This is a genomic window from Sphingomonas aurantiaca (assembly GCF_003050705.1).
Lineage (GTDB): Bacteria > Pseudomonadota > Alphaproteobacteria > Sphingomonadales > Sphingomonadaceae > Sphingomonas > Sphingomonas aurantiaca.
The window spans coordinates 968,176-989,182 of the sequence record NZ_QAOG01000001.1 but is presented as its reverse complement, the minus strand read 5'-3'; the positions used below and the strand labels follow the sequence as shown (position 1 = coordinate 989,182).

The window sequence follows — 21,007 nt, the reverse complement described above, 5'->3', positions numbered from 1 at the left end:
TGTTGCTCGGTGCCCCCCGTACCGCCGGTTTCCACTTCTGTTGCCCGGTGTGGCCCGAACCGCGCTTTCGTCCGTATAACTTAGGTCGTTAGACCGTCAGTTATGCGGCAATTGCGAGTGCTTCGTTATCGTTGGCACTTGTGTATGGGCCGTTGCGGTGGTCCCATTCCGAGCGAAACATAGCGTCGTTGAACACACGTCGATCCTAGTTCGACCCCGTCATCGTCCCCCTCTTGCGAAGAGGGCGGTGGTGGAGTCGCCGGGTACTGCCCCCGGGTCCGCTGTGTCTATGACACGCCACGGTTTATCGCCATAGCCGCCAAGAGAGAATTCCCCCGACGGCAAGCCCGATATAGGGAAGCCGCGGCGCGATGAAAAGCCCGGCCGGCGCTGCTTTTTTGTCGCGATCCGCGATGTCGTAGCACGCAACGTGCCAAACCGCCTTCCGCTCGCCACAAACCGCGTGCATAGCAATCTGCAATATGTTGACGCAGCGCTCCCGCTACGCGCTTCGCGCGATGATCTTTCTTGGCGGGGCCCCCGTCGGCGGCCCTCCGATCCCGATGACCCGGATCGCCGCCGAGGCGAACGTCCCGCGCAAGTTTCTCGAGCTGATCCTCGCCGATCTGCGCGAGTCCGGCCTGCTCCACAGCCATCGCGGCAAGATGGGCGGGTATCGCCTGTCGCGCCCCAGCCACCTGATCTCGCTCGGTGAAATCATCCGGATCATCGAGGGGCCGCTCGCGCTCGTCCCGTGCGTCAGCCGGACGGCCTACCGACCCTGCCTCGACTGCAAGAGCGAGGCGGATTGCGCGATCCGCTATGCGATGATGCGAGTCCGCGACGAAACCGCGCGGATCCTCGACGGCACGAGCCTGGCGGATGCAAACGCCGAGGATCTCGCCGCAGCGTGAAGTTTTCCTTCTCCCCATCGGGGAGAAGGTGGCGCGGCAGCGCCGGATGAGGGGGTGTTGAGATCCCGCGCCGAAGCCTCAGGCCCCTCACCCTGCCGACGCCTCACGGCTCCTCCCTCCCTCCCCGCAGGGGAGAGGGAAAAGGCGGTCACCCCCTGGCCTTCAGCTCGTCGCGGATCTCGCGCAGCAACGCGATCTCGACCGGCTCGGGTGCGGGCGCGACCGGGGTAGCCTCTTCCTCGCGCTTCAGCCGCGCGGTCTCGCGCTCGATCAGCGCCGCGGTACGGTTCACGACGCGCAGGATCATGAAGATGATGCCAGCGACGATCACGAAATTGACAAGCTGCGTCGCAAACGCGCCATAGCCGAGCAGCGGCACGCCCGCCTTCTTGAGCGCCGCATAGTCGCTGAGCGAGCCCGCGTAATTTGCCGGCACCGGCCCCATCCGCCAGAAATAGCTCGAGAAATCGAGCCCGCCGAAGATCTTGCCGATCACCGGCATCAGCACGTCGTCGGTCAGCGACGTGACGATCTTGCCGAACGCCGCGCCGATGATCACCGCGATGGCGAGATCGAGCACGTTGCCGCGCATGATGAACGCCTTGAATTCCTTGAGCATCCCCGCCCCCTTCTTAAGTCTCGCATAAAGTTAACCGCCGATTTCGGTTTCGCCAACCCTGCGGACTGTCCTATGAGGGCGACACAGCTATTCTGGAGACCCCCGATGTCACGTGCCCCAATCGCCCGCGGCGCCGCCGCGATCCTCCTCGCATCCGCGCTCGCAGGCTGCGGGATCAACAGCATCCCGACCGCCGAGGAAAATGTGAAGGCGCGCTGGGCCGACGTCCAGAACGACTATCAGCGTCGCGCCGACCTGATCCCCAACCTCGTCGCCACGGTGAAGGCGGCGGGCGCGCAGGAGAAGGATATCCTCGTCCAGGTGACGCAGGCGCGTGCCGCGGCGAACTCGGTCCAGGTGTCGGCGGACGATCTCTCCGATCCGGCCAAGATGGCGCAGTATCAGCGCGTCCAGGGCGCCGTCGGCGTCTCGCTCCAGCGACTGCAGGAGGCGTATCCCGAGCTGAAGAGCCAGGGCAACTACACCACGCTGATGAGCCAGCTCGAAGGCACCGAGAACCGCATCACGATCGCGCGCCGCGATTACAACGGTGCGGTGCAGGCGTATAACACCAAGATCCGCACCTTCCCCGACGCGGTCGGCGCGAAGATCTTCTACGGTGCCAAGCCGATGGTCCCGTTCGCGGCGACCACGCCCGGCGCGGAGACCGCGCCGACGGTGAACTTCGGCAACGCGAGCTGATGACGGGGTCTGCGCGATGATCCGCTACCTTGCCACGCTGGCCTGCGCGCTGCTGCTGGGAAGCGGCACCGTCACCGGGGCCGCCACCGCGCAGACCTTGCCCAAGTTCACCGGCTTCGTCGTCGATGCGGCCAATGTCATCCCTCCCGACCAGGAAGCGGCGCTGACCAAGCGGCTCGACGACCTGCAGAAATCGTCGGGCAACCAGCTCGTCGTCGCGACCGTGCCCGATCTCGAAGGCTATCCGATCGAGGATTACGGCAATCGCCTGATCCGGAGCTGGGGCGTCGGGTTGAAGGACGCGAACAACGGCGCGATCCTGCTGGTGGCGCCGAACGACCGCAAGGTGCGGATCGAGGTAGGCTACGGGCTCGAACCCGTACTGACCGACGCGTTCTCGAGCGTCGTCATCAACCAGCAGATCCTGCCGCGGTTCAAGGCAGGCGATATTCCCGGCGGCATCGTCGCGGGAACCAATGCGGTCGCGGACCAGCTCGCGCTGCCCGACGCCGAGGCGCGCGCGAAGGTGACGGCGGCGGCGGCCGAATATGACAAGACGCATCGCCGGTCGGGTTCGGGCGGCGGCGGCGTGCCGATCGGGCTGATCTTCTTCGGGATCGTGCTCGCGGCGATCGTCATCCCGATGCTGTCGCGGCGCGCCGGCGGCAGGCGCTATACCGATGGCGGTAGCGGCGGTGGCAGCGGCGCCCTGCCGATTGTGCTGTGGAGCATCGCCGACGCGATGACCCGTGGCGGCGGTGGTGGTGGCGGCGGCGGCTGGAGTGGCGGCGGCGGTGACAGCGGCGGCGGTGGCTGGGGTGGCGGTGGCTTCGGCGGTGGCGGCGGTGGATCCGGCGGCGGCGGCGGCGCATCGGGGAGTTGGTGACATGCGGCTGAGCGAAACCGATCACGACCGGGTCACCGCGGCGGTGACGCAGGCGGAGACCGCGACGACCGGCGAGATCGTCACGATCGTCGCGCGGCAGTCCGACTCCTACCATGACGTATCGATGCACTGGGCCGTGCTGGGCATGCTGCTGACGCTGGCGCTGCTCGCGTTCCGGCCGGTTGCGGCGGACCATATCTATGCGCGTCTCGTCGATCCCTGGGCGCAATCCGCCCCGCAGGGCGCGCTCTATGCGATCGCGCTGGTGCTGGTGACGCTGGTGTTCCTCGGCGTGCGGCTCGTCCTGGCGGCGACCGCGGTGCGCGTCGCACTGACCCCGGGGGCGACCAAGGCGCGTCGCGTCCGGCGGCGCGCGCTGCTGCTGTTCCGCGCGGGCGCCGAGAAGCGCACCAAGGGCGCGACCGGCGTGCTGCTCTATTTGTCGCTTGCCGAGCATCGTGCCGAGATCATCGCCGACGATGCGATCCACTCGCGCGTGCCGAACGAAACCTGGGGCGCGGCGATGGCGGCGGTGCTGGCCGGCGTCCGCGACGATCGCCCCGCCGACGGCATGGCCGATGCGGTCGCGCAGATCGGCCGCGTGCTCGCCGAGCATTTCCCGCGTACCGGTGCGCCGGTCAACGAACTTCCCGACAGGCTGATCGAACTATGAGCAAGACCGTATGGGCGGGCAAATTCCTGACCGTCCAGACCGAGGGCACGTGGGAATTCGCCGCGCGTCAGGGCCAGATCGCCGCCGCGGTGATCGTCGCGATCGACGATGGCGACGTGATCCTGGTCGAACAGTTCCGCGTGCCCTTGGGCCGCGCCTGCCTCGAACTGCCCGCGGGGCTGGTCGGCGACGAGACCGCGGGCGAGAGCGTCGCGGTGGCGGCCGGGCGCGAGCTTGAGGAAGAGACGGGGTATCGCGCCGACTCGATCGAGGATCTGGGCGTGTTCTACTCGTCGCCGGGGATGACGTCCGAATGCTTCACGCTGGTGCGCGCGACCGGGCTGACCAGGATCGGCGACGGCGGCGGCGACAGCGATGAGAACATCACCGTGCACCGGGTTCCGCTGACCGAGGTGCCCGCGTTCGTCGCGGCGAAGCGCAAGGCCGGCGTCGCGATCGACACCAAGATGCTGCTGATCCTGGCGGGGGCCATACTCTAGCCCAGCCCCAGGCCGTCATCCTGGGCTCGACCCAGGATCCAGAGCCACGGGCTTAGGTGCCCGTGGCTCTGGATCCCAGCCTCCGCTGGGATGACGGCAAACAACGGTCGCGCGGCGAACGCGCCCCGCTTACTTGAAATTGTCGGCGTAGCTCTGCAGCTTCAGCGTCTTCTGCGGCGCGGGCACGACGGTGTACCCGAACCCCTCGCGCTCGCAGTGCGCGATCGCCGCCTCCGCGGTCGGGAACAGCAAGCGCAACTGGTCGCGCGTGTCGCCGCTGCCGGCCCAGCCGGTCAGCGGGTCGGGGCGCTTGGCCTCCGAGGGTTCGAATTCGAGCTGCCAGGCGTCGGTCCGGTGCTTGCCGGACTGCATGGCGTTCTTGGGGCGCTGGAAGATACGGGCGGTAGGCATGGATGACCCCTTATCGCGAACCGGCGGTCCTTGCATCCGCCTTTTTCGTCCGCAGCGTAGCGGACGCCGCGGCGGGGTCGTCGGGCCAGGGATGCTTGGGGTAGCGGCCGCGCATTTCCTTCGCCACCGCGGTCCAGCTGCCCGCCCAGAATCCCGGCAGGTCGCGCGTCGTCTGGATCGGCCGGCCGGCCGGCGATGTCAGGCTCAGCACCAGCGGCACGCGCGCCTCGCCGATCACCGGATGCACGCCGAGCCCGAACAGCGCCTGGACGCGGAGTTCGACGCGCGGGCCGCCCTCCGCCGCATAGTCGATCGCGTGCGTGCTGCCGGCGGGACTGGTGAAATCGGGTGGGGCGAGCCGGTTGATCGTCTGCATCGCGTCCCAGCCGAGCAGGTTACGCAGCGCCTCGGCCAGCGTACCGGGCGCGATCGCATCGAGCCTGCGCTTGCCCGTCAGCAACGGGGCGAGCCATTCGTCCACCCGGTCGAGCAGCGTCGCATCGTCGAGCGGCACGCCCGCATAGGCGGCACGGTCGCGCAACGCCTGCGCGCCGTCGCTCCACGCCAGCAGGCCGAGGCCATGCTCGCGGACGCCCCCCAGCAGCGCGGCGAGGATCGAGTCCGGGTCGGCGCCGCTATCGGGGCCGCTCGACAAGCGAATCGCGCCGAGCCGGCGTTCGCGCAACGCCTGGATACCGCCGGTCGCGGAATCGAACACCACCGTGCGGCGCGATTCGATCCGGTCCGCGAACAGCGCTTCGACCGTGGACGGGTCGATCGCCACCGCCGACAGGATCCGCGCGCCGGCCGCCGAGCCTTGCGTATCGGCCACCGCGAGCCATTCCGACCGCGCCAGCGGTGAGGTCGGATCGAGCCGGAACCCCCGCCCGCCGACCGAGGCCCAGGTCTCCCCGGACGCATCGCGCCGCCGCGCGACCCGATCGGGGAAGCCGAGCGCGACGCACACCTCTGCTCCCCTCCCGCCTGCGGGAGGGGTCGGGGGAGGGGCTGACCCGGCAACGCCGCGCGCTTGGGGTATGTCACGCCCTCCCCCAACCCCTCCCGCAAGCGGGAGGGGAGCAAGTTTCGCCCAACGATCGGCCATCCCCCGCGCCGCCTGCGCCTTCGGCCCGCGTTCGGTCTTCCACCGGCGAAGACGCGTTTCGAGATCAACGTCCTGCCCGCCAATCCCGCGCTCGCCGAGCAGCACCGCAACCTGCGCCGCGACCTGTGCCAGCCCGCGCTCCCCCGCCCGCAGCAGCATGTGCGCAAGCCTCGGCGGCATCGGCAGCTTCGCGATCGCGCGTCCGTGCAGCGTCGGGCGACCGTCCTCGATCGCCTCCAGCGTCGTCAGTCGCGCCGTCGCCTCGTCGATCGCAGCAGCCGGGGGCGGATCGATCCAGCGCAGCTCCCGCGGATCGCCGACACCCCATAGCGCGCAGGCAAGCACCAGCGCCGAAAGGTCCGCTTCCAGGATCTCGGGCGGGTCGTAGCGCGGCAGCCCCGCGGTCGCCGCCTCCTCCCACAAGCGATACGCGATGCCCGGCCCAAGACGCGCGGCGCGGCCGGCACGCTGCGTGACCGCGGCCTGGCTTGCGCGCTCGGTCACCAGCCGCGTCATCCCCGCGGCGCGATCATAGCGCGGACGCCGGGCGAGCCCTGAATCGACGACGATGCGGATCCCGTCGAGCGTCAGGCTGGTCTCGGCGATGCTGGTGGCGAGGACGACCTTGCGGCGGCCATCGGGTTCGGGGAGGATCGCGGCGCGTTGTGCCGCGGGGTCGAGGCTACCGTGAAGCTCGTGCAGGACAATATCGTCGGGAAGGTTGGCGAGCCGGTCGGCGGTGCGCTCGATCTCCGCGACACCGGGAAGGAAGGCGAGCACGCCGCCCTCCGCTTCGCCGAGCGCGCGACGGATCGCCGAAGCGACCGAATCCTCGATCCGCAATTCCGCCTGGCGGCCGATATGGCGCAGCGTCAGCGGGTAGCTGCGGCCTTCGCTTTCGATAACGGGCGCGCCGTCCATCAGCGCTGCGAACCTCGCGCCGTCGAGCGTCGCCGACATCGCGACGATGCGCAGATCGGGACGGAACCCGGCCTGCACGTCGAGCGCCAGCGCCAATCCGAAATCGCCGTCGAGGCTGCGCTCATGGACCTCGTCGAACAGGACGGCGGAGATACCCGCGAGCTCGGGGTCGGCCTGGATGCGCGCGACGAAGATGCCCTCCGTGATCACCGTGACCCGCGTCGCGCCGGAGCGCTTGCTGTCCATGCGGGTCGCGTAGCCGAAGGTCTGGCCGACGGGCTCGCCCGCGGTCGACGCCATCCGTTCCGCGGCGGCGCGGGCCGCGAGGCGGCGTGGCGAAAGCAGGAGGATCTCGCCGCTGCACCACGGCTCGGCGAGCATTGCGGGCGCGACCGCCGTCGTCTTGCCGGCGCCCGGGGGCGCGACCAGGACCGCCGAGGACCGCTCTCGCAACGTAGCGAGAAGATCGGGCAATACGGCAAATATCGGCAAAGGGGGCGGAGTCATCGGCGCCTGCTGCCACAAGCATGGTCGCGGCGACAGGCCTTGTGGCGCATCCCCGCCCCACCCCTGCACCACCGAAGGCTGGCAAGCGCCCGCGAACCTGCTAGATGCGACGCCAGTATATATGGCGTCCGACCCCTCCCCCAATCCGACGACGGCGATCCGCCGCACCACCGACAGGTTGCGGGGCGGTTTCGCGCGCGCGCGGACGAGCCGCTGGGCCAAGGTTGCGCTGGCGCTCGGCGTGCTCGGCCTCGTCGCGATCTTCGCCTTCTGGTTCGCGGTCATCCGCGACCTGCCGTCGGTCGATACGCTGCGCACCTACGAGCCGCCGCTGCCGACCAACGTCCGCGGCATCGATGGCGCGCCGATCCACAGCTACGCGCGCGAACGCCGCGTCGAGCTCAGCTACGCCGAATATCCGCCGCTGCTGGTCAAGGCGTTCCTCGCCGCCGAGGACAAGTCGTTCTTCGAGCATCACGGCGTCGATTTCCCGGGTCTCGCAGGCGCCGTCGTCGATTACGCGACCAAGCTCGGCACCGGCAAACGCGCCAAGGGCGGCTCGACGATCACGCAGCAGGTCGCGAAGAACCTGTTGATCGGCAACGCATACTCGCCGTCGCGCAAACTGCGCGAGGCGGTGCTGGCGTATAAGATCGAGGATACGCTGACCAAGCAGCAGATCCTCGAACTCTACCTCAACCAGATCGCGCTGGGGCGTAACGCGTTCGGCGTCGAGGCGGCGAGCCACGCCTATTTCGACAAGGAGCTCGACCAGCTCGATCTCGCGCAGATGGCGTATCTCGCGATCCTGCCCAAGGGGCCGTCGAACTACGATCCGGTGCGCAACGCCGAGCGCGCGATGATCCGCCGCAATTACGTTCTGAACCGGATGCTCGACAACGGCTTTATCACGCGCGCGCAGCATGACCAGGCGAATGCTGAGCCGCTCGGCGCGGTGATGCGGCGGACACCCAAGTTCGAGAGCGTCGGCGGCTATTTCGTCGAGGAAGTCCGCCGCCAGCTGATGGCCAAGTTCGGCGAAAGCGCGAAGGACGGGCCGTACAGCGTCTATTCGGGCGGGCTGTGGGTGCGCACCTCGTTCGATACGCGGTTGCAGGATCTGGCGCAGCAGGCGTTACGCGATGGCCTGGTACGGTTCGACAGCGGCCGCGGCTGGAACGGGCCGATCCGCCATGTCGAGATCGAGGACGACAACTGGCTCCAGCCGTTGCTCAACAGCAATATCGCGCTCGATTACCGCGACTGGGTCGCGGCGATCGTGACGGGCAAGGACGGCAATGCCTGGAGCCTCGGCTTCCGTACCGGCAAGACCGGCACGCTGCCGCGCTATGCCGCGCAGATGGCGGTCCGCGGCAAGGGCGGCAATGCGTTCGGCGCGATCAAGACCGGCGACATCATCGCGGTGGCGCCCGACGGCGGCAATTTCTCGCTCCGGGCGATCCCCAAGGTCTCCGGTGCGTTCGTCGTCGAGGAGCCGGCCTCGGGCCGCGTGCTGGCGATGCAGGGCGGGTTCGACGACCGGTTGCAGGCGTTCAACCGCGCGACTCAGGCGATGCGGCAACCGGGCTCGACGATCAAGCCGATCGTCTATTCCGCCGCGCTCGACAACGGCATGACGCCCGCGTCGATCATCGTCGACGGGCCGTTCTGCGTCTATCAGGGCGCGCGGCTCGGGCAGAAATGCTTCCGCAACTTCGGCAATTCGCGCGGCGCGGGGCCGCACACGATGCGCTGGGGCATCGAACAGTCGCGCAACCTGATGACGGTGCGCACCGCCGCGCAGACGGGCATGCCCAAGGTCGTCGCCACCATCAAGAAGATGGGGGTCGGCGATTATGCGCCGTATCTGTCCTATGCGCTGGGCGCCGGCGAGACGACGGTCGGGCGGATGGTCAACGCGTATTCGATCCTCGCGAACAACGGCAAGGGCGGCCCGCCATCGCTGATCGATTTCGTCCAGGATCGTCACGGCAAGGTGATCTGGCCCGAGAACTGGCGCGCCTGCGATCGTTGCAACGCGCCCGACTGGGACGGCAAGCCAATGCCGCGGCCGATCACGCGCCAGCGCCAGGTGCTCGACGCGATGACCGCGTACCAGATGGTCCACATCACCGAGGGCGTCGTCCAGCGCGGCACCGCGGTGACGCTGCGCGATCTCGATCGGCCGATGTTCGGCAAGACGGGCACGAACAACGGCCCGACCGACGTGTGGTTCGTGGGCGGCACGCCGCAGTTCGTCGGCGGGCTGTATATCGGGTTCGACACGCCGAAGAACCTTGGCGGGGCCGCGCAGGGCGGCACGCTTGCCGCACCGATCTTCAAGCAGTTCGCGGTCAAGGCGTATGAGGATCTGCCCAAGCTGCCGTTCCGTGCGCCGGCGGGGATCCGCATGGTCCGGATCGATCGCGCGAGCGGGCGTCCGGTCTACGGCACGTGGCCCAACACCGACGACCCGAAGCCCGCGGTGATCTGGGAAGCGTTCAAGCCCGAAAGCGAACCACGCCGTGCCGCACGCCGCGCAGGCCCCGCCCCGGCGGCCGCCGCCACGGTCGCGGTGAAGAAGGCCGAAGCCCCGCGCGACAGCGATTTCTTGCAAAGACAAGGCGGAATCTACTAGCGCAGTTCCTACATCGTCATCCCGGCGCACGCCGGGATCCCCGTCCGCACCCGCGCGCTCGCGGACGGAGGTTCCGGCGTCCGCCGGGATGACGGACATTTTGGAGAATACCCATGCGCGCCGAAGCGCAGGCTCACGTAGACACCATCAAAGACGCGCTGGCCTTGCTGCGCCGCTTCCTCGACTGGGACCGCGCGCTGCGTCGTCTCGACGAGCTGAACGCGCGCGTCGAGGATCAGGCGCTCTGGTCCGATCCCAAGGCCGCGCAGGAAGTGATGCGCGAGCGTCGCCGTCTTGACGAGGCGATCGGCGCGACCCGCGCGATCGAGAGCGAGCTGGCGGACACGTCCGAGCTGATCGAGATGGCCGAGGCCGAGGGCGACACCGCGATGGAAGCCGACGGCGTCGCCGCGCTCGCCGAACTCGCCGCGCGTGCCGACAAGGACAAGATCAAGGCGCTGCTCGCGGGCGAGGCCGATGGCAACGACACCTATATCGAGGTCAATGCCGGCGCCGGCGGCACCGAGAGCCAGGACTGGGCGGGCATGCTCAGCCGGATGTATTCGCGCTGGGGCGAGCGCCACGGCCTGAAGGTCGAGCTGATCGACCAGCATTCGGGCGAGCAGGCGGGGATCAAGTCCGCCACGCTACTGCTGAAAGGCGAGAACGCATACGGCTATGCCAAGACCGAGAGCGGCGTCCACCGCCTCGTCCGGATCAGCCCCTACGACTCGGCCGCGCGTCGCCACACCTCGTTCGCCAGCGTCTGGGTCTATCCGGTCGTCGACGACAATATCGAGGTCGAATATAACGAAAGCGACCTGCGCATCGACACGTACCGCGCGAGCGGCGCCGGCGGTCAGCACATCAACACGACCGATTCGGCGGTGCGCATCACGCACGTGCCCACCGGCATCGTCGTCCAGTGCCAGAACCAGCGATCGCAGCACAAGAACAAGGCCGAGGCGTACAACCAGCTCCGCGCACGTCTGTATGAGCGCGAACTGGCGATCCGCGAAGCCGCCGCCAATGCCGAGAACGCGGGCAAGACCGATATCGGCTGGGGCCACCAGATCCGCAGCTACGTGCTCCAGCCGTACCAGATGGTGAAGGACCTGCGCACCGGCGTCGTCTCGACCAGCCCGTCGGACGTGCTCGACGGCGACCTCGAAGCGTTCATGGCCGCGGCGCTGTCGCAGCGCGTGACCGGCGAGGCTGTCGAGGTGGAGGACGTCGATTGAGGCTGAGGGGTGCCCTTGCCCTGATGCTGTCGCCGGTCTTCCTGCTCGCGGCCTGCGATGGCAGCAAGCCGCTGATCAAGCGCGAGCAGAAGGAACCTGCCTTCCCCGCCGCCGACCGCCCGGTCGCGTCGATCGTCTCGGCGCGCTGGTCGAACGAGGAGGCGCGCGACCGGCTGAACGAAGCCGGCGAGGTCATGAACAAGGGCGAGATCCGCAAGGGCATGACCGTCGCCGATATCGGCGCGGGCGAGGGCTATTACACGATCCGCATGGCCGCGCGCGTCGGCAAGGAAGGCCGCGTGCTGGCCGAGGACATCGTCGCGAGCGTCCGCGACCAGCTCGCGGAACGCGTAGCGCGCGAGGATCTGGCGAACGTCAGCGTCAAGCTTGGCGAGGCGAACGACCCGAAACTGCCCGAGGCCAGCTTCGACCGCGTGCTGATGGTGCACATGTACCACGAGATCGAGCAGCCCTATGAATTCCTCTGGCGGCTGCGCCCGTCGCTCAAGCCCGACGGGCTGGTCATCGTGGTCGATGCCGATCGCCAGACGCAGAACCACGGCACGCCGCCGGCGCTGCTGAAGTGCGAGTTCGCCGCGGTCGGCTACACGCAGGTCGCGATGGAGGACATGCCGTCCGCCGGCGGCTATCTCGCCGCGTTCAAGGCAACCGGCCCGCGCCCCGCGCCGGAGGCGATCCGGGCGTGCCGGCTGGGGTGAGTTTCGGCTTTGGCTTCGGTCCGAGGCACTGACCCAGCCACCCGCGCCACCCCGGCGAAGGCCGGGGCCCAGTTGGAAAGGTCGAAGTAGCAGCATCCTGCGGGTCGTTGGCGCCGTAACTCGCACGCTTGCGCTCTCCCGTTATCCTGGCGCCGTCATCCCCCTTTTCGTCATCCTGACGAAAGTCAGGATCCAGGGTCACGAACGGCGCGACCTATGGCTCTGGATCCTGACTTTCGTGAGGATGACGGTGGAGGCGCGCGATGGCGCAGTTCCAACGCCCAAGCTCCGAAGTCTCATGACGACGTAGGCGTCGTAATCATCAAACCACCCCCATCGCGCGCAGGCTCGTGACGCGGTCGCCCGCGATTACCAGATGATCCACCAGCACCACCTCCAGCGTCCGCAACGCCGCCGCCAGCGCGCGCGTGAAGGCGAGATCGCGGTCGCTCGGCGTCGCATCGCCGCTCGGATGGTTATGCGCCATCACCACGCCCCACGCATCGAACGCCAGTGCGTCCGCCGCGATTCGCCGGATCGACACCACGACATGATCCCGCCCGCCCACGACATGCCGCATCCCGAGAAGCCTCCGATTCGGATCAAGATAGGCGATCGCCACCGTCTCGCGCGCCGCATCGCGCAATCCTGCGAACAGCAGACACGCCGCCGACAGGTCGACGATATGCGGGGAAGGCACGGACGACGGCAACACACGCACGACTGCCGCGCGCCATCTCCGACTGCACGCGCAACTGCATCCACTTGAGCCCGCCCGCGCACCCGACTAGGCGAACCCGATGCGCCAATATCTAGACCTCATGGACCGCGTGCTCTCGACCGGCGTCGAGACGATGGACCGCACCGGCACCGGCACGCTCAGCGTGTTCGGCGCGCAGATGCGGTTCGATCTCGCGGCGGGCTTCCCCGTCCTCACCACGAAGAAGCTTCACCTCCGCTCGATCATCGTCGAGCTTTTGTGGTTCCTGCGCGGCGACACCAACGTCCGCTGGCTGCAGGAGCGCAAGGTCGCGATCTGGGACGAATGGGCGGACGAGGCCGGCGATCTCGGCCCGATCTACGGCAAGCAGTGGCGCGACTGGGCCACCGCCGACGGCCGCCATCTCGACCAGATCGCCGAGCTGATCACGCAGATCAAGACCAACCCCGCCTCGCGCCGCCAGATCGTCAGCGCGTGGAATCCGGGCGACCTGCACGCGATGGCGCTGGCACCGTGCCACTGCCTGTTCCAGACTCATGTCGCCAACGGCAAGCTGTCGCTCCAGCTCTACCAGCGCTCGGGCGACATCTTCCTCGGCGTGCCGTTCAACATCGCCAGCTATGCGCTGTTGACGCACATCCTCGCGCAGCAATGCGGGCTCGAGGTCGGCGAGTTCATCTGGACCGGCGGCGACTGCCACCTCTATTCGAACCATCTCGAACAGGCGCGGCTGCAACTGGGCCGCGACCCCGGCCCGCTCCCGCGGCTTGAAATCGTGCGCAAGCCGGGCTCGATCGACGCGTATGAGTATGAGGATTTCGTACTCCACGATTATGTCGCGCAGGCACATATCAAGGCGCCCGTCGCCGTCTGAACACAGAGAGCGAATCGCAATAGGAACTCGCAGCGTCACGCCCGGTTGACCGTCCGAACCCATTCGGAAGGCCTATCATGGACATCACCCAGCTCATCCTCGACGAACACGCGCAGCAGCGTGCGCTGTTCGCGCAGATCGATTCGATCGACGCCAAGGACACCGAGGCGCTGTCGGCGCTGTGGACCCGCCTCAAGAACCTGCTCGACGCGCATGCCGAGGCGGAGGAACGCTTCTTCTACCCACGCCTCATGAAGATTGGCACCGGCGGCAACGACGCCGACTCGGCGGCCGAGGAAACCGAGGACGCGATCGAGGATCACAACGACATCCGCGAAACGGGCGAAGCGGTCGACAAGCACCCGGTCGGCTCCGACGCATGGTTCGAGGCGGTCGGCGAGTGCAACAAGGCGAACAGCGATCACCTTGCCGAGGAAGAACGCCAAGGCCTGACCGACTTCCGCAAGCATGCGACGCTCGAAGAGCGGCATGAGCTAGGCGTCCGGTTCGCGGCGTTCGAGGCGAACCACCTGAACGGCGTGAAGGTCGTCGAGAAGGATCCCGAGGCGTACGTCAAGGAACACGCTCCGAACTGATCCCCTTACCACCCCGGCGAAGGCCGGGGCCCAATTGGGAAACGGTGCTGATGCGCGCCGCGCTCCGTTACCCCAACCTTTCCAATTGGGCCCCGGCCTCCGACGGGGAGGAGTGAGAGGTCGGGGTGCCGCCCCATACGGGGGAGTAGCCCCCCGCCCCCCGATCCGGCATGATACCCGCATGATCACCTTCTACCTCGCCCGCGCCACCAACGGCGTCATCGGCCGCGACGGCCAGCTTCCCTGGCGCCTCCCCGCCGATCTCAAGCGGTTCAAGGCGCTGACGATGGGCAAGCCGATGGTGATGGGGCGCAAAACCTTCGAGAGCTTCCCCAGCCCCCTCCCCGGCCGCCGCCACATCGTCCTCACGCGCGGCCACTGGCACGCCGACGGCGCGGAGGTGGCGCACTCGATCGACGAGGCGCTCGCGATGGCCGGCGACGACGTCGCGGTGATCGGCGGCGCGCAGATCTATGCCCAGCTGCTCCCCCATGCGGACCGGATCGAACTCACCGAAGTCCATGACGAACCCGAAGGCGACGCCATCGTCCCCGCGTTCGACGGCTGGCATGAGATCGCCCGCGAAGACCACCCGGGCGAAAAGCAGCGCCCACCCTACAGCTTCGTCACCCTCACCCGCCGCTGAGGATTGTTCTCCCGCGAAGGCGCGCCAGCGTAAGGAAGGACTATCGTCATCCGCGGCGTCTGGGTACTGACCCGTGCATGCAACGGCTCGACGGTGGCGCATCCATCCCTTCGCATCTGGCGGACGGGATCGTGGCGCTGGGTAATTTCGACGGATTCCATCTCGGTCACCAGGCGGTGGTCGCGCGTGCGATCGCGTGGGCCAAGGCGGAGGGTCGCCCCGCGCTGGTGGCGACGTTCGATCCGCATCCGGTCCGCCATTTCCGCCCCGATACGCCCGCCTTCCGCCTTACCACGCTCGACCAGCGCGAACGGCTGTTCGCAGACGCTGGCGCCGATGCGATGGTGGTGTTCCATTTCGACGGCGATCTCGCCGCGCTGACCGCCGAGCAGTTCGTCGCGGACCGGCTCGAACGCAATCTGCGGATCGGCGGCGTGGTGACGGGGGAGGACTTCACCTTCGGCCATGCCAAGAGCGGCACCGTCCACACGCTTGCCGCGCGCGGCCCGGTCCACGGCTTCCGCGCGGAAACCGTCGGCGCGGTCGCGCTGGATGGTGAGACGGTGTCCTCGACCCGGATCCGCGAGGCGCTGCGTGCGGGCGACATGGCGACCGCGACTCGGCTGCTGACGCGTCCGTTCGCGATCGAGGGCGTGGTGCAGCATGGCGACGAGCTCGGCCGCACGATCGGCTATCCGACCGCCAATCTCGACATGGGCAATTATCTGCGCCCCGCCTACGGGATCTACGCGGTGACCGGGCGGCTGGAGGACGGTCGCGTGCTGAAGGGCGCGGCGAATCTCGGCATCCGCCCCAGCTTCGATCCGCCGAAGGAACTGCTCGAGCCGCATTTCTTCGATTTCGCCGAGGATCTGTACGGCCGCCGCATCGAAGTCTCGCTGATCGACTATCTCCGCCCCGAAGCGAAGTTCGATGGCCTCGACCCGCTGATCGCGCAGATGGACGCCGACTGCGCGCGGGCGCGCGCGATCCTGGCGCGATAGACTCGCCAGAGTCCGTCACCCCAGCAAAAGCTGGGGCATCTCGGTCATGAGGCGGCCCCCTGCCGCACGAGACCCCAGCATTCGCTGGGGTGACGAAGGTAGTGCTTGTGTCCCCGAGGGAGAGGGGATGGCAACGCGGCGCGCGACCCGCTACAGCCCGGCCCACTTATGACCGATACTCCTGCGCCCGCCCGCGATTACCGCGACACCGTCTTCCTGCCGAAGACCGACTTCCCGATGAAGGCGGGCCTCGCCGCCAAGGAGCCGGCGATCCTCGAGCGCTGGGCGAAACTCGGCATCTACGACCGGCTGCGCGAACAGCGGCTCGGGCGCGAGCGGTTCATCCTGCACGATGGCCCCCCGTACGCGAACGGCGACATCCACATGGGTCACGCCATGAACAAGGTGCTGAAAGACATCATCGTCCGCTCGCAGTCGCTGATGGGCAAGGACGCGCCCTATGTCCCCGGGTGGGACTGCCACGGTCTGCCGATCGAGTGGAAGGTCGAGGAAGCGTATCGCGCCAAGAAGCTCAACAAGGACGACGTCCCCGTCGACCAGTTCCGCGCCGAATGCCGTGCCTATGCCGAAAAATGGGTCGCCGTGCAGAAGGGCGAGTTCGAGCGGCTCGGCGTGATGGGCGACTGGGCCGATCCGTACCTGACGATGAAGTACGACGCCGAAGCGACGATCGTCGGCGAATTGCTCAAGTTCGCCGAGAGCGGCCAGCTGTACCGCGGCGCGAAGCCCGTGATGTGGTCGCCGGTCGAGAAGACCGCGCTCGCCGAGGCCGAGGTCGAATATGAGGATATCGTCTCGACGCAGATCGACGTCGCGTTCGAGATCGTCGAGGCGCCGAACGCGCCCGAACTGGTCGGCGCGCATGCGGTGATCTGGACGACGACGCCGTGGACGATCCCGGTGAACCAGGCGCTGAGCTATGGGCCTGAGATTGAGTATGTGCTGCTGTCGGACGGCAATCGCCGGTTGCTGATCGCAGAAGCGCTCGTCGGTAGTTTCAATGCCCGTACCCTCTCCTCCCGTCATCCCGGCGAAAGCCGGGACCCACTTACCCAAGTGGGAGACGGCGGTGAGGCGGGTCCCGGCATCCGCCGGGATGGCGGAGAAGAGAGTGGCGCGATCCTCTGGCGCGGCAAGGGCTCCGATCTCGAAGGCGCGACCGCACGCCACCCGATGCACGCGCTCGGCGGCTTCTTCGCAAAGCCCCGCCCGTTCCTCCCCGGCGACTTCGTCACGACCGACGCAGGCACCGGGCTCGTTCATATGTCGCCGGACCACGGCGAGGACGATTTCGAGCTCTGCAAGCAATACGGCATCGACCCGGTCTTCGCGGTCGACGGCGCGGGGATGTACCGCGCGGACTGGGCGTGGCTCGGCGGGCAAGGGTCCGTCATCAACAAGAAGTTCGTGGCCGCCGACGGCCCGATCTGCACCGACCTGCGCGCGACCGGCGCGCTGCTCGCGGCGAGCGACGACTTCAAGCACAGCTACCCGCATTCGTGGCGCTCGAAGGCGAAGGTGATCTTCCGCGCGACCCCGCAATGGTTCATCCCGATGGATGCGGCCACGCCTCCCTCTCCCCTCCGGGGAGAGGGTCGGGGTGAGGGGCAGCCAAGCAGTGCTGCGCCCGGAACAGCCCCTCACCCCAGCCCTCTCCCCGACGGGGAGAGGGAGCCGGACGGCAACGGCGCGACGCTGCGCGAGATCGCGCTCGACGCGATCGCCGCGACCACCTGGATCCCCGCGCGTGCGGAAAACCGGATCACGTCGATGGTGCAGGGCCGCCCCGACTGGGTCATCTCGCGACAGCGCGCCTGGGGCGTGCCCATCGCGCTGTTCGTCGACCGCGCCACCGGCCAGTATCTCAACGACCCCGCGGTCAACGCGCGCATCGTCGAAGCCTTCCGCCAGAACGGCGCGGACGCGTGGTATGCCGATGGCCACCAGGCGCTGCTCGGCCCCGACTACGCCCTCGCCGACTATGAGGTCGTCAAGGACATCCTCGACGTCTGGTTCGACTCCGGCTGCACGCACGTCTTCACCGTCGAGGCGCGCTATGGCGAAGGCACCCGCGCCAACCTGTATCTTGAAGGCTCGGACCAGCATCGCGGCTGGTTCCAGTCGTCGCTGCTCGAAAGCTGCGGCACCCGCGGTCGCGCACCCTATGACGCGGTCCTCACGCACGGCTTCGCGCTCGACGGCCAGGGCCGGAAAATGTCGAAGTCCCTCGGCAACGTCGTCGATCCGCTCAAGATCATCGGCGAGAGCGGCGCGGACATCCTGCGCATGTGGGTCGCCTCGACCGACTATTTCGACGACGTGAAGATCGGCAAGGAGGTGCTCGCCACCGCCTCCGACGCGTACCGGAAACTGCGCAACACGTTCCGCTACATGCTCGGCGCACTCGAAGGCTTCGACGATTCGGAGCGCGTCGCTGTCTCCGACATGCCCGAGCTCGAGCGCTACGTGCTCCACCGCCTCGGCATGATCGACACCGAACTGCGCCAGGCGGCGGAAAGCTATGAGTTCAACCGCTACACGCGCCTGCTGACCGACTTCGCGAACGAGGACCTGTCCGCGTTCTTCTTCGATATCCGCAAGGATTCGCTCTATTGCGACGCGCCCGGCGACGTGAAGCGCCGCGCGTACCGCACCGTCCTCGACGTGCTGTTCCACGCGCTGGTCCGCTACGCCGCACCGGTGCTGTGTTTCACCGCGGAGGAAGTCTGGCAGGCCCGCTTCCCGAGCGACGACAGCTCGGTCCACTATCTCGAATGGCCCTCGCTCCCGTCGCTCGACGCGGATGACGTGGTCGGCAGCAAGTGGCGCGAAATCCGCGAGCTCCGCGTCGCCGTCACCGAGGCGATCGAGCCCCTGCGCCGCGAGAAGACGGTACGCTCCAGCCTCGAGGCCGAAGTCACCGTGCCATCGATGCTGCTCGACGCCGACGCGCTGGCCGAGGCGTTCATCGTCGCCAAGGTCACGCCGGGCGACTCGGTTACCGTCACGCGCACCGACTTCCACAAATGCGGCCGCTGCTGGCGCCACCTCCCCGAGGTGAGCGTCGACGGCGAACTGTGCGATCGGTGCGAAGGGGTCGTGGCGCATGCGTAACCTGCCCAAGGCCGGGTTCGGCGCGGCGATCGCGCTGTTCCTCGCCGACCAGCTGAGCAAATGGGCGGTGACGAAGCCGCTCGGGATCGATTCGCTCGGCGATGTGCGGACGATCACCTCGTTCTTCGACCTGCGGTTCGTGCCCAATATCGGCATCTCGCTCGGACTGCTCCCCGCCGACGGCCATCTGACCCGCTGGGCGCTGGTGCTGCTGACCGGCGCGATCGCGGTCGGCGTCGCGGTGTGGATGACGCGCGAGAAGAATCCCGCCGACCAGGTCGCGCTTGGCTTTGTGCTCGGCGGCGCGATCGGCAATATCCTCGACCGGATCCGGCTCGGCTACGTCGTCGATTTCGCTGACCTGCATATCGGCGAGTGGCGTCCGTTTTTGGTCTTCAATGTCGCCGATGCAGCGATTACTGTCGGCGTGCTCGTCCTGCTTGTCCGGGCGCTTCTCGTGCGCGAAAAGCCCCCTGTGGAGAATTCCCATGCGTAAGTTCGTACCCCTGGCTGCCGGTCTGGCGAGCGTCGCCCTTCTGTCCGGTTGTGGCGCAGGCCGAAGCCTCGATCGTGCGCGCCCGGACGAGTTCGCCGTCGCGCGCCAGGCGCCGCTCGTGATCCCGCCCGACTTCGCGCTCGTGCCGCCGCAGCCGGGTGCCGCCCGCCCGCAGGATACCGCCGCCAACGCACAGACGCTCGACGCGCTGTTCGGCGGCGCCGCCGCGCGCAGCCCGGCGGAATCGGGCGTCGTCGCCGATGCAGGCGCGGACAGCGACGATCCCGGCATCCGCTCCAGCGCGGGCGATCCGGGCACGACGGTGGTCGACAAGGGCTCGACCACGCGCGACATCGTCGCCGCACCAGAGGGCGACGGCCAGGACGCGCGCACGACCGCGAACTGATCGCGACGAACGAAAAAGGGCGGCCCCCACGCGGGAGCCGCCCTTTTTTTGTGTCCGCAAGACTAGGCCCGCCGTCCGAGAAGCCTCACCCGACCACCCACCGTCGGGGATGGCCCACCCGTCATCCGAGAAGCTCCACCCCACCCGTCATCCCAGCGAACGCTGGGATCTCCCCGTGTGGCAGGCGTCATCTGCCTCGAGAGATACCCCAGCGTTCGCTGGGGTGACGGAGTTGGGAGGTCTCGGCGCGCGCCTTGTTCTCCCGCGACGAAGTCGGCAAGTTTCATCTCGCGCCCCTGTTCTCCTGCGAAGGCGGGAGCCCAGTCTGGGTCCCCGCCTTCGCGGGGACACAAGGGTCAGGCGCGCCGTCTGCCGAGACGGTTCAGAACGCCGCAGTGAGCGAGACGAGCACCTTGCCGTTGGCGATCGAGCCATTGCCGTCCTGCCCACGGCTGAAGCTCGGCTGGAGATAGGCCGATTCGCCCTTGCCGATATCGGTATCGACATACGCCACGCCCAGCGTCAGCGGGGTCGACGGGATCACATAGTCGGCGCCGAGCAGCCAGTCAAAATACTCGCCCGTCGGCGATACGCTGGTCGCGAACGGCCCGAGCCCCTTGTTGCCGTTCGAATAGCCGACATGCCCCTTCACGGTCAGCCCGGTGTTGGGAATGCCGCTGCTGACGTCGCCCCACAGATACAGGTTGCTGTCCTTGGCATTGACCCGGTCATAGACGCCGTTCGCCGCCGACGTGCCATTGGCGTACCAGGGCCCCAGCGCCTGCTGCTTGGGCGCATAGGCGACGCCCGCGGTCAGCGCGACCGGCCCGGCCGTGCCCGACAGCTTGGCATAAGGCTCAATGAAGTCGGTGTTGTCGAAGCCGCCCGGGTACATGTACCAGGTCGCACCGACGTCGAGCGTCCCGCCGCCGCCGACCGGCAGCTTGTAGCCCGCGATCAGATCGAGCTCCATGTTCGCGCCGCCGAACGTGCCCCAGCCCGCGAGGTTCGATCCCCAGGTGCCGATATACAGCCCGCTCTTGTGCGCGATCGTGATGCCACCCTGGACGGCAAGATTCTCGTCCGACTGCGACACGCCGCGAAAGCGATAATCGCTGACGAGACCGACCGAGCCGGAGACCGTGACCTCCTTGGGTGGCGCGGTAGCCTCGTCCTGCGCGAACGCGGGGGTAGCAGCGGCCAGTGCGACGCCGCCGAGAAGAATAGTGGTGAAGCGCATCGTTTCCCTTTCGATACTGGAAATGCGATGTCCCCGCCTGCAACCGCGGACGC

20 protein-coding genes and 1 other RNA gene are annotated in these 21,007 nt (G+C 67.9%); 15 read left to right on the top strand and 6 right to left on the bottom strand.

Going from position 1 to position 21,007, the window contains the following annotated elements:
• Window positions 1–26: 26 nt before the first annotated feature.
• Window positions 27–382: a transfer-messenger RNA gene (ssrA, locus tag C8J26_RS04565) on the bottom strand.
• 100 nt (window positions 383–482) lie between these two features.
• Here ssrA and C8J26_RS04560 point away from each other — a divergent pair.
• On the top strand, window positions 483–914 hold the full coding sequence (locus C8J26_RS04560; protein ID WP_055881164.1) for an RrF2 family transcriptional regulator: 432 nt from the start codon (window positions 483–485) through the stop codon (window positions 912–914).
• Between the two features lie 148 nt (window positions 915–1,062).
• Here the strand turns inward: C8J26_RS04560 and mscL are convergent, their stop codons facing one another.
• Window positions 1,063–1,533 (bottom strand): large conductance mechanosensitive channel protein MscL, encoded by a 471-nt coding sequence (gene mscL / locus C8J26_RS04555; protein WP_056411685.1) that lies wholly within the window; start codon window positions 1,531–1,533, stop codon window positions 1,063–1,065.
• A gap of 105 nt (window positions 1,534–1,638) precedes the next feature.
• On the opposite strand from mscL, the gene C8J26_RS04550 reads away from it, so the two are divergent.
• From C8J26_RS04550 to C8J26_RS04535, 4 genes are read left to right on the top strand one after another with little or no spacing between them, the layout of a single operon-like run.
• Window positions 1,639–2,235 carry a LemA family protein gene (locus tag C8J26_RS04550; RefSeq protein WP_056411687.1) on the top strand — a complete coding sequence of 199 codons (597 nt, stop codon included), beginning with the start codon at window positions 1,639–1,641 and terminating at the stop codon, window positions 2,233–2,235.
• A 16-nt stretch (window positions 2,236–2,251) separates the two neighbouring features.
• The gene (locus C8J26_RS04545) at window positions 2,252–3,121 is read left to right on the top strand and encodes a TPM domain-containing protein (protein ID WP_107956851.1); all 870 of its coding nucleotides are present in this window, start codon (window positions 2,252–2,254) and stop codon (window positions 3,119–3,121) included.
• A gap of 1 nt (window position 3,122) precedes the next feature.
• Entirely contained in the window at window positions 3,123–3,794 is a 672-nt protein-coding gene (locus tag C8J26_RS04540; RefSeq protein ID WP_107956850.1) for a TPM domain-containing protein, read from the top strand.
• On the top strand, window positions 3,791–4,294 hold the full coding sequence (locus C8J26_RS04535) for an NUDIX hydrolase (protein WP_107956849.1): 504 nt from the start codon (window positions 3,791–3,793) through the stop codon (window positions 4,292–4,294). Before C8J26_RS04540 ends, C8J26_RS04535 begins: the two co-directional genes overlap by 4 nt.
• Before the next feature lie 129 nt (window positions 4,295–4,423).
• Here the strand turns inward: C8J26_RS04535 and C8J26_RS04530 are convergent, their stop codons facing one another.
• Window positions 4,424–4,705, bottom strand: coding sequence for an ETC complex I subunit (locus C8J26_RS04530; RefSeq protein WP_055881180.1), 282 nt, complete (start codon window positions 4,703–4,705; stop codon window positions 4,424–4,426).
• Window positions 4,706–4,715: 10 nt separating this feature from the next.
• Window positions 4,716–7,238, bottom strand: coding sequence for an ATP-dependent helicase HrpB (hrpB, locus tag C8J26_RS04525; RefSeq protein WP_107957074.1), 2,523 nt, complete (start codon window positions 7,236–7,238; stop codon window positions 4,716–4,718).
• Window positions 7,239–7,359: 121 nt separating this feature from the next.
• Here hrpB and C8J26_RS04520 point away from each other — a divergent pair, with 121 nt between their 5' ends.
• The 3 genes from C8J26_RS04520 (at window position 7,360) to C8J26_RS04510 (ending at window position 11,836) form a co-directional block, all read left to right on the top strand.
• Window positions 7,360–9,876, top strand: a complete 2,517-nt coding sequence (locus C8J26_RS04520) for a penicillin-binding protein 1A (protein ID WP_107956848.1) — start codon at window positions 7,360–7,362, stop codon at window positions 9,874–9,876.
• A gap of 113 nt (window positions 9,877–9,989) precedes the next feature.
• Window positions 9,990–11,117 carry a peptide chain release factor 2 gene (gene prfB, locus C8J26_RS04515; RefSeq protein ID WP_056411695.1) on the top strand — a complete coding sequence of 376 codons (1,128 nt, stop codon included), beginning with the start codon at window positions 9,990–9,992 and terminating at the stop codon, window positions 11,115–11,117.
• 23 nt (window positions 11,118–11,140) lie between these two features.
• The gene (locus C8J26_RS04510; RefSeq protein WP_056411697.1) at window positions 11,141–11,836 is read left to right on the top strand and encodes a class I SAM-dependent methyltransferase; all 696 of its coding nucleotides are present in this window, start codon (window positions 11,141–11,143) and stop codon (window positions 11,834–11,836) included.
• Between the two features lie 322 nt (window positions 11,837–12,158).
• Here the strand turns inward: C8J26_RS04510 and C8J26_RS04505 are convergent, their stop codons facing one another.
• Complete coding sequence (locus C8J26_RS04505; protein ID WP_244185151.1) at window positions 12,159–12,536, bottom strand: JAB domain-containing protein; 378 nt, start codon at window positions 12,534–12,536, stop codon at window positions 12,159–12,161.
• A gap of 100 nt (window positions 12,537–12,636) precedes the next feature.
• On the opposite strand from C8J26_RS04505, the gene C8J26_RS04500 reads away from it, so the two are divergent.
• From C8J26_RS04500 to C8J26_RS04470, 7 genes are all read left to right on the top strand, one after another.
• Complete coding sequence (locus C8J26_RS04500) at window positions 12,637–13,431, top strand: thymidylate synthase (RefSeq protein WP_107956846.1); 795 nt, start codon at window positions 12,637–12,639, stop codon at window positions 13,429–13,431.
• 77 nt (window positions 13,432–13,508) lie between these two features.
• Complete coding sequence (locus tag C8J26_RS04495) at window positions 13,509–14,027, top strand: hemerythrin domain-containing protein (RefSeq protein ID WP_031395906.1); 519 nt, start codon at window positions 13,509–13,511, stop codon at window positions 14,025–14,027.
• Window positions 14,028–14,208: 181 nt separating this feature from the next.
• Window positions 14,209–14,673 carry a dihydrofolate reductase gene (locus tag C8J26_RS04490; protein ID WP_107956845.1) on the top strand — a complete coding sequence of 155 codons (465 nt, stop codon included), beginning with the start codon at window positions 14,209–14,211 and terminating at the stop codon, window positions 14,671–14,673.
• A 77-nt stretch (window positions 14,674–14,750) separates the two neighbouring features.
• Window positions 14,751–15,677 carry a bifunctional riboflavin kinase/FAD synthetase gene (locus C8J26_RS04485; RefSeq protein WP_107956844.1) on the top strand — a complete coding sequence of 309 codons (927 nt, stop codon included), beginning with the start codon at window positions 14,751–14,753 and terminating at the stop codon, window positions 15,675–15,677.
• 168 nt (window positions 15,678–15,845) lie between these two features.
• Entirely contained in the window at window positions 15,846–18,812 is a 2,967-nt protein-coding gene (locus C8J26_RS04480) for an isoleucine--tRNA ligase (protein ID WP_107956843.1), read from the top strand.
• Entirely contained in the window at window positions 18,805–19,308 is a 504-nt protein-coding gene (gene lspA, locus C8J26_RS04475) for a signal peptidase II (RefSeq protein WP_107956842.1), read from the top strand. The genes C8J26_RS04480 and lspA overlap by 8 nt, the downstream gene beginning before the upstream one ends.
• Window positions 19,301–19,714 carry a DUF3035 domain-containing protein gene (locus tag C8J26_RS04470; protein WP_056411713.1) on the top strand — a complete coding sequence of 138 codons (414 nt, stop codon included), beginning with the start codon at window positions 19,301–19,303 and terminating at the stop codon, window positions 19,712–19,714. Before lspA ends, C8J26_RS04470 begins: the two co-directional genes overlap by 8 nt.
• 382 nt (window positions 19,715–20,096) lie before the next feature.
• Here the strand turns inward: C8J26_RS04470 and C8J26_RS04465 are convergent, their stop codons facing one another.
• The gene (locus tag C8J26_RS04465; RefSeq protein ID WP_056411714.1) at window positions 20,097–20,954 is read right to left on the bottom strand and encodes a TorF family putative porin; all 858 of its coding nucleotides are present in this window, start codon (window positions 20,952–20,954) and stop codon (window positions 20,097–20,099) included.
• Between the last annotated feature and the right edge of the window lie 53 nt (window positions 20,955–21,007).

What these genes read in the sequence shown, in the direction of transcription:
- C8J26_RS04560 (WP_055881164.1), top strand. Translation starts at nt 483, where the DNA reads ATGTTGACGCAGCGCTCCCGCTACGCGCTTCGCGCGATGATCTTTCTT.
- mscL (WP_056411685.1), bottom strand. Translation starts at nt 1,533, where the DNA reads ATGCTCAAGGAATTCAAGGCGTTCATCATGCGCGGCAACGTGCTCGAT.
- C8J26_RS04550 (WP_056411687.1), top strand. Translation starts at nt 1,639, where the DNA reads ATGTCACGTGCCCCAATCGCCCGCGGCGCCGCCGCGATCCTCCTCGCA.
- C8J26_RS04545 (WP_107956851.1), top strand. Translation starts at nt 2,252, where the DNA reads ATGATCCGCTACCTTGCCACGCTGGCCTGCGCGCTGCTGCTGGGAAGC.
- C8J26_RS04540 (WP_107956850.1), top strand. Translation starts at nt 3,123, where the DNA reads ATGCGGCTGAGCGAAACCGATCACGACCGGGTCACCGCGGCGGTGACG.
- C8J26_RS04535 (WP_107956849.1), top strand. Translation starts at nt 3,791, where the DNA reads ATGAGCAAGACCGTATGGGCGGGCAAATTCCTGACCGTCCAGACCGAG.
- C8J26_RS04530 (WP_055881180.1), bottom strand. Translation starts at nt 4,705, where the DNA reads ATGCCTACCGCCCGTATCTTCCAGCGCCCCAAGAACGCCATGCAGTCC.
- hrpB (WP_107957074.1), bottom strand. Translation starts at nt 7,238, where the DNA reads ATGACTCCGCCCCCTTTGCCGATATTTGCCGTATTGCCCGATCTTCTC.
- C8J26_RS04520 (WP_107956848.1), top strand. Translation starts at nt 7,360, where the DNA reads ATGGCGTCCGACCCCTCCCCCAATCCGACGACGGCGATCCGCCGCACC.
- prfB (WP_056411695.1), top strand. Translation starts at nt 9,990, where the DNA reads ATGCGCGCCGAAGCGCAGGCTCACGTAGACACCATCAAAGACGCGCTG.
- C8J26_RS04510 (WP_056411697.1), top strand. Translation starts at nt 11,141, where the DNA reads ATGCTGTCGCCGGTCTTCCTGCTCGCGGCCTGCGATGGCAGCAAGCCG.
- C8J26_RS04500 (WP_107956846.1), top strand. Translation starts at nt 12,637, where the DNA reads ATGCGCCAATATCTAGACCTCATGGACCGCGTGCTCTCGACCGGCGTC.
- C8J26_RS04495 (WP_031395906.1), top strand. Translation starts at nt 13,509, where the DNA reads ATGGACATCACCCAGCTCATCCTCGACGAACACGCGCAGCAGCGTGCG.
- C8J26_RS04490 (WP_107956845.1), top strand. Translation starts at nt 14,209, where the DNA reads ATGATCACCTTCTACCTCGCCCGCGCCACCAACGGCGTCATCGGCCGC.
- C8J26_RS04485 (WP_107956844.1), top strand. Translation starts at nt 14,751, where the DNA reads ATGCAACGGCTCGACGGTGGCGCATCCATCCCTTCGCATCTGGCGGAC.
- C8J26_RS04480 (WP_107956843.1), top strand. Translation starts at nt 15,846, where the DNA reads ATGACCGATACTCCTGCGCCCGCCCGCGATTACCGCGACACCGTCTTC.
- lspA (WP_107956842.1), top strand. Translation starts at nt 18,805, where the DNA reads ATGCGTAACCTGCCCAAGGCCGGGTTCGGCGCGGCGATCGCGCTGTTC.
- C8J26_RS04470 (WP_056411713.1), top strand. Translation starts at nt 19,301, where the DNA reads ATGCGTAAGTTCGTACCCCTGGCTGCCGGTCTGGCGAGCGTCGCCCTT.
- C8J26_RS04465 (WP_056411714.1), bottom strand. Translation starts at nt 20,954, where the DNA reads ATGCGCTTCACCACTATTCTTCTCGGCGGCGTCGCACTGGCCGCTGCT.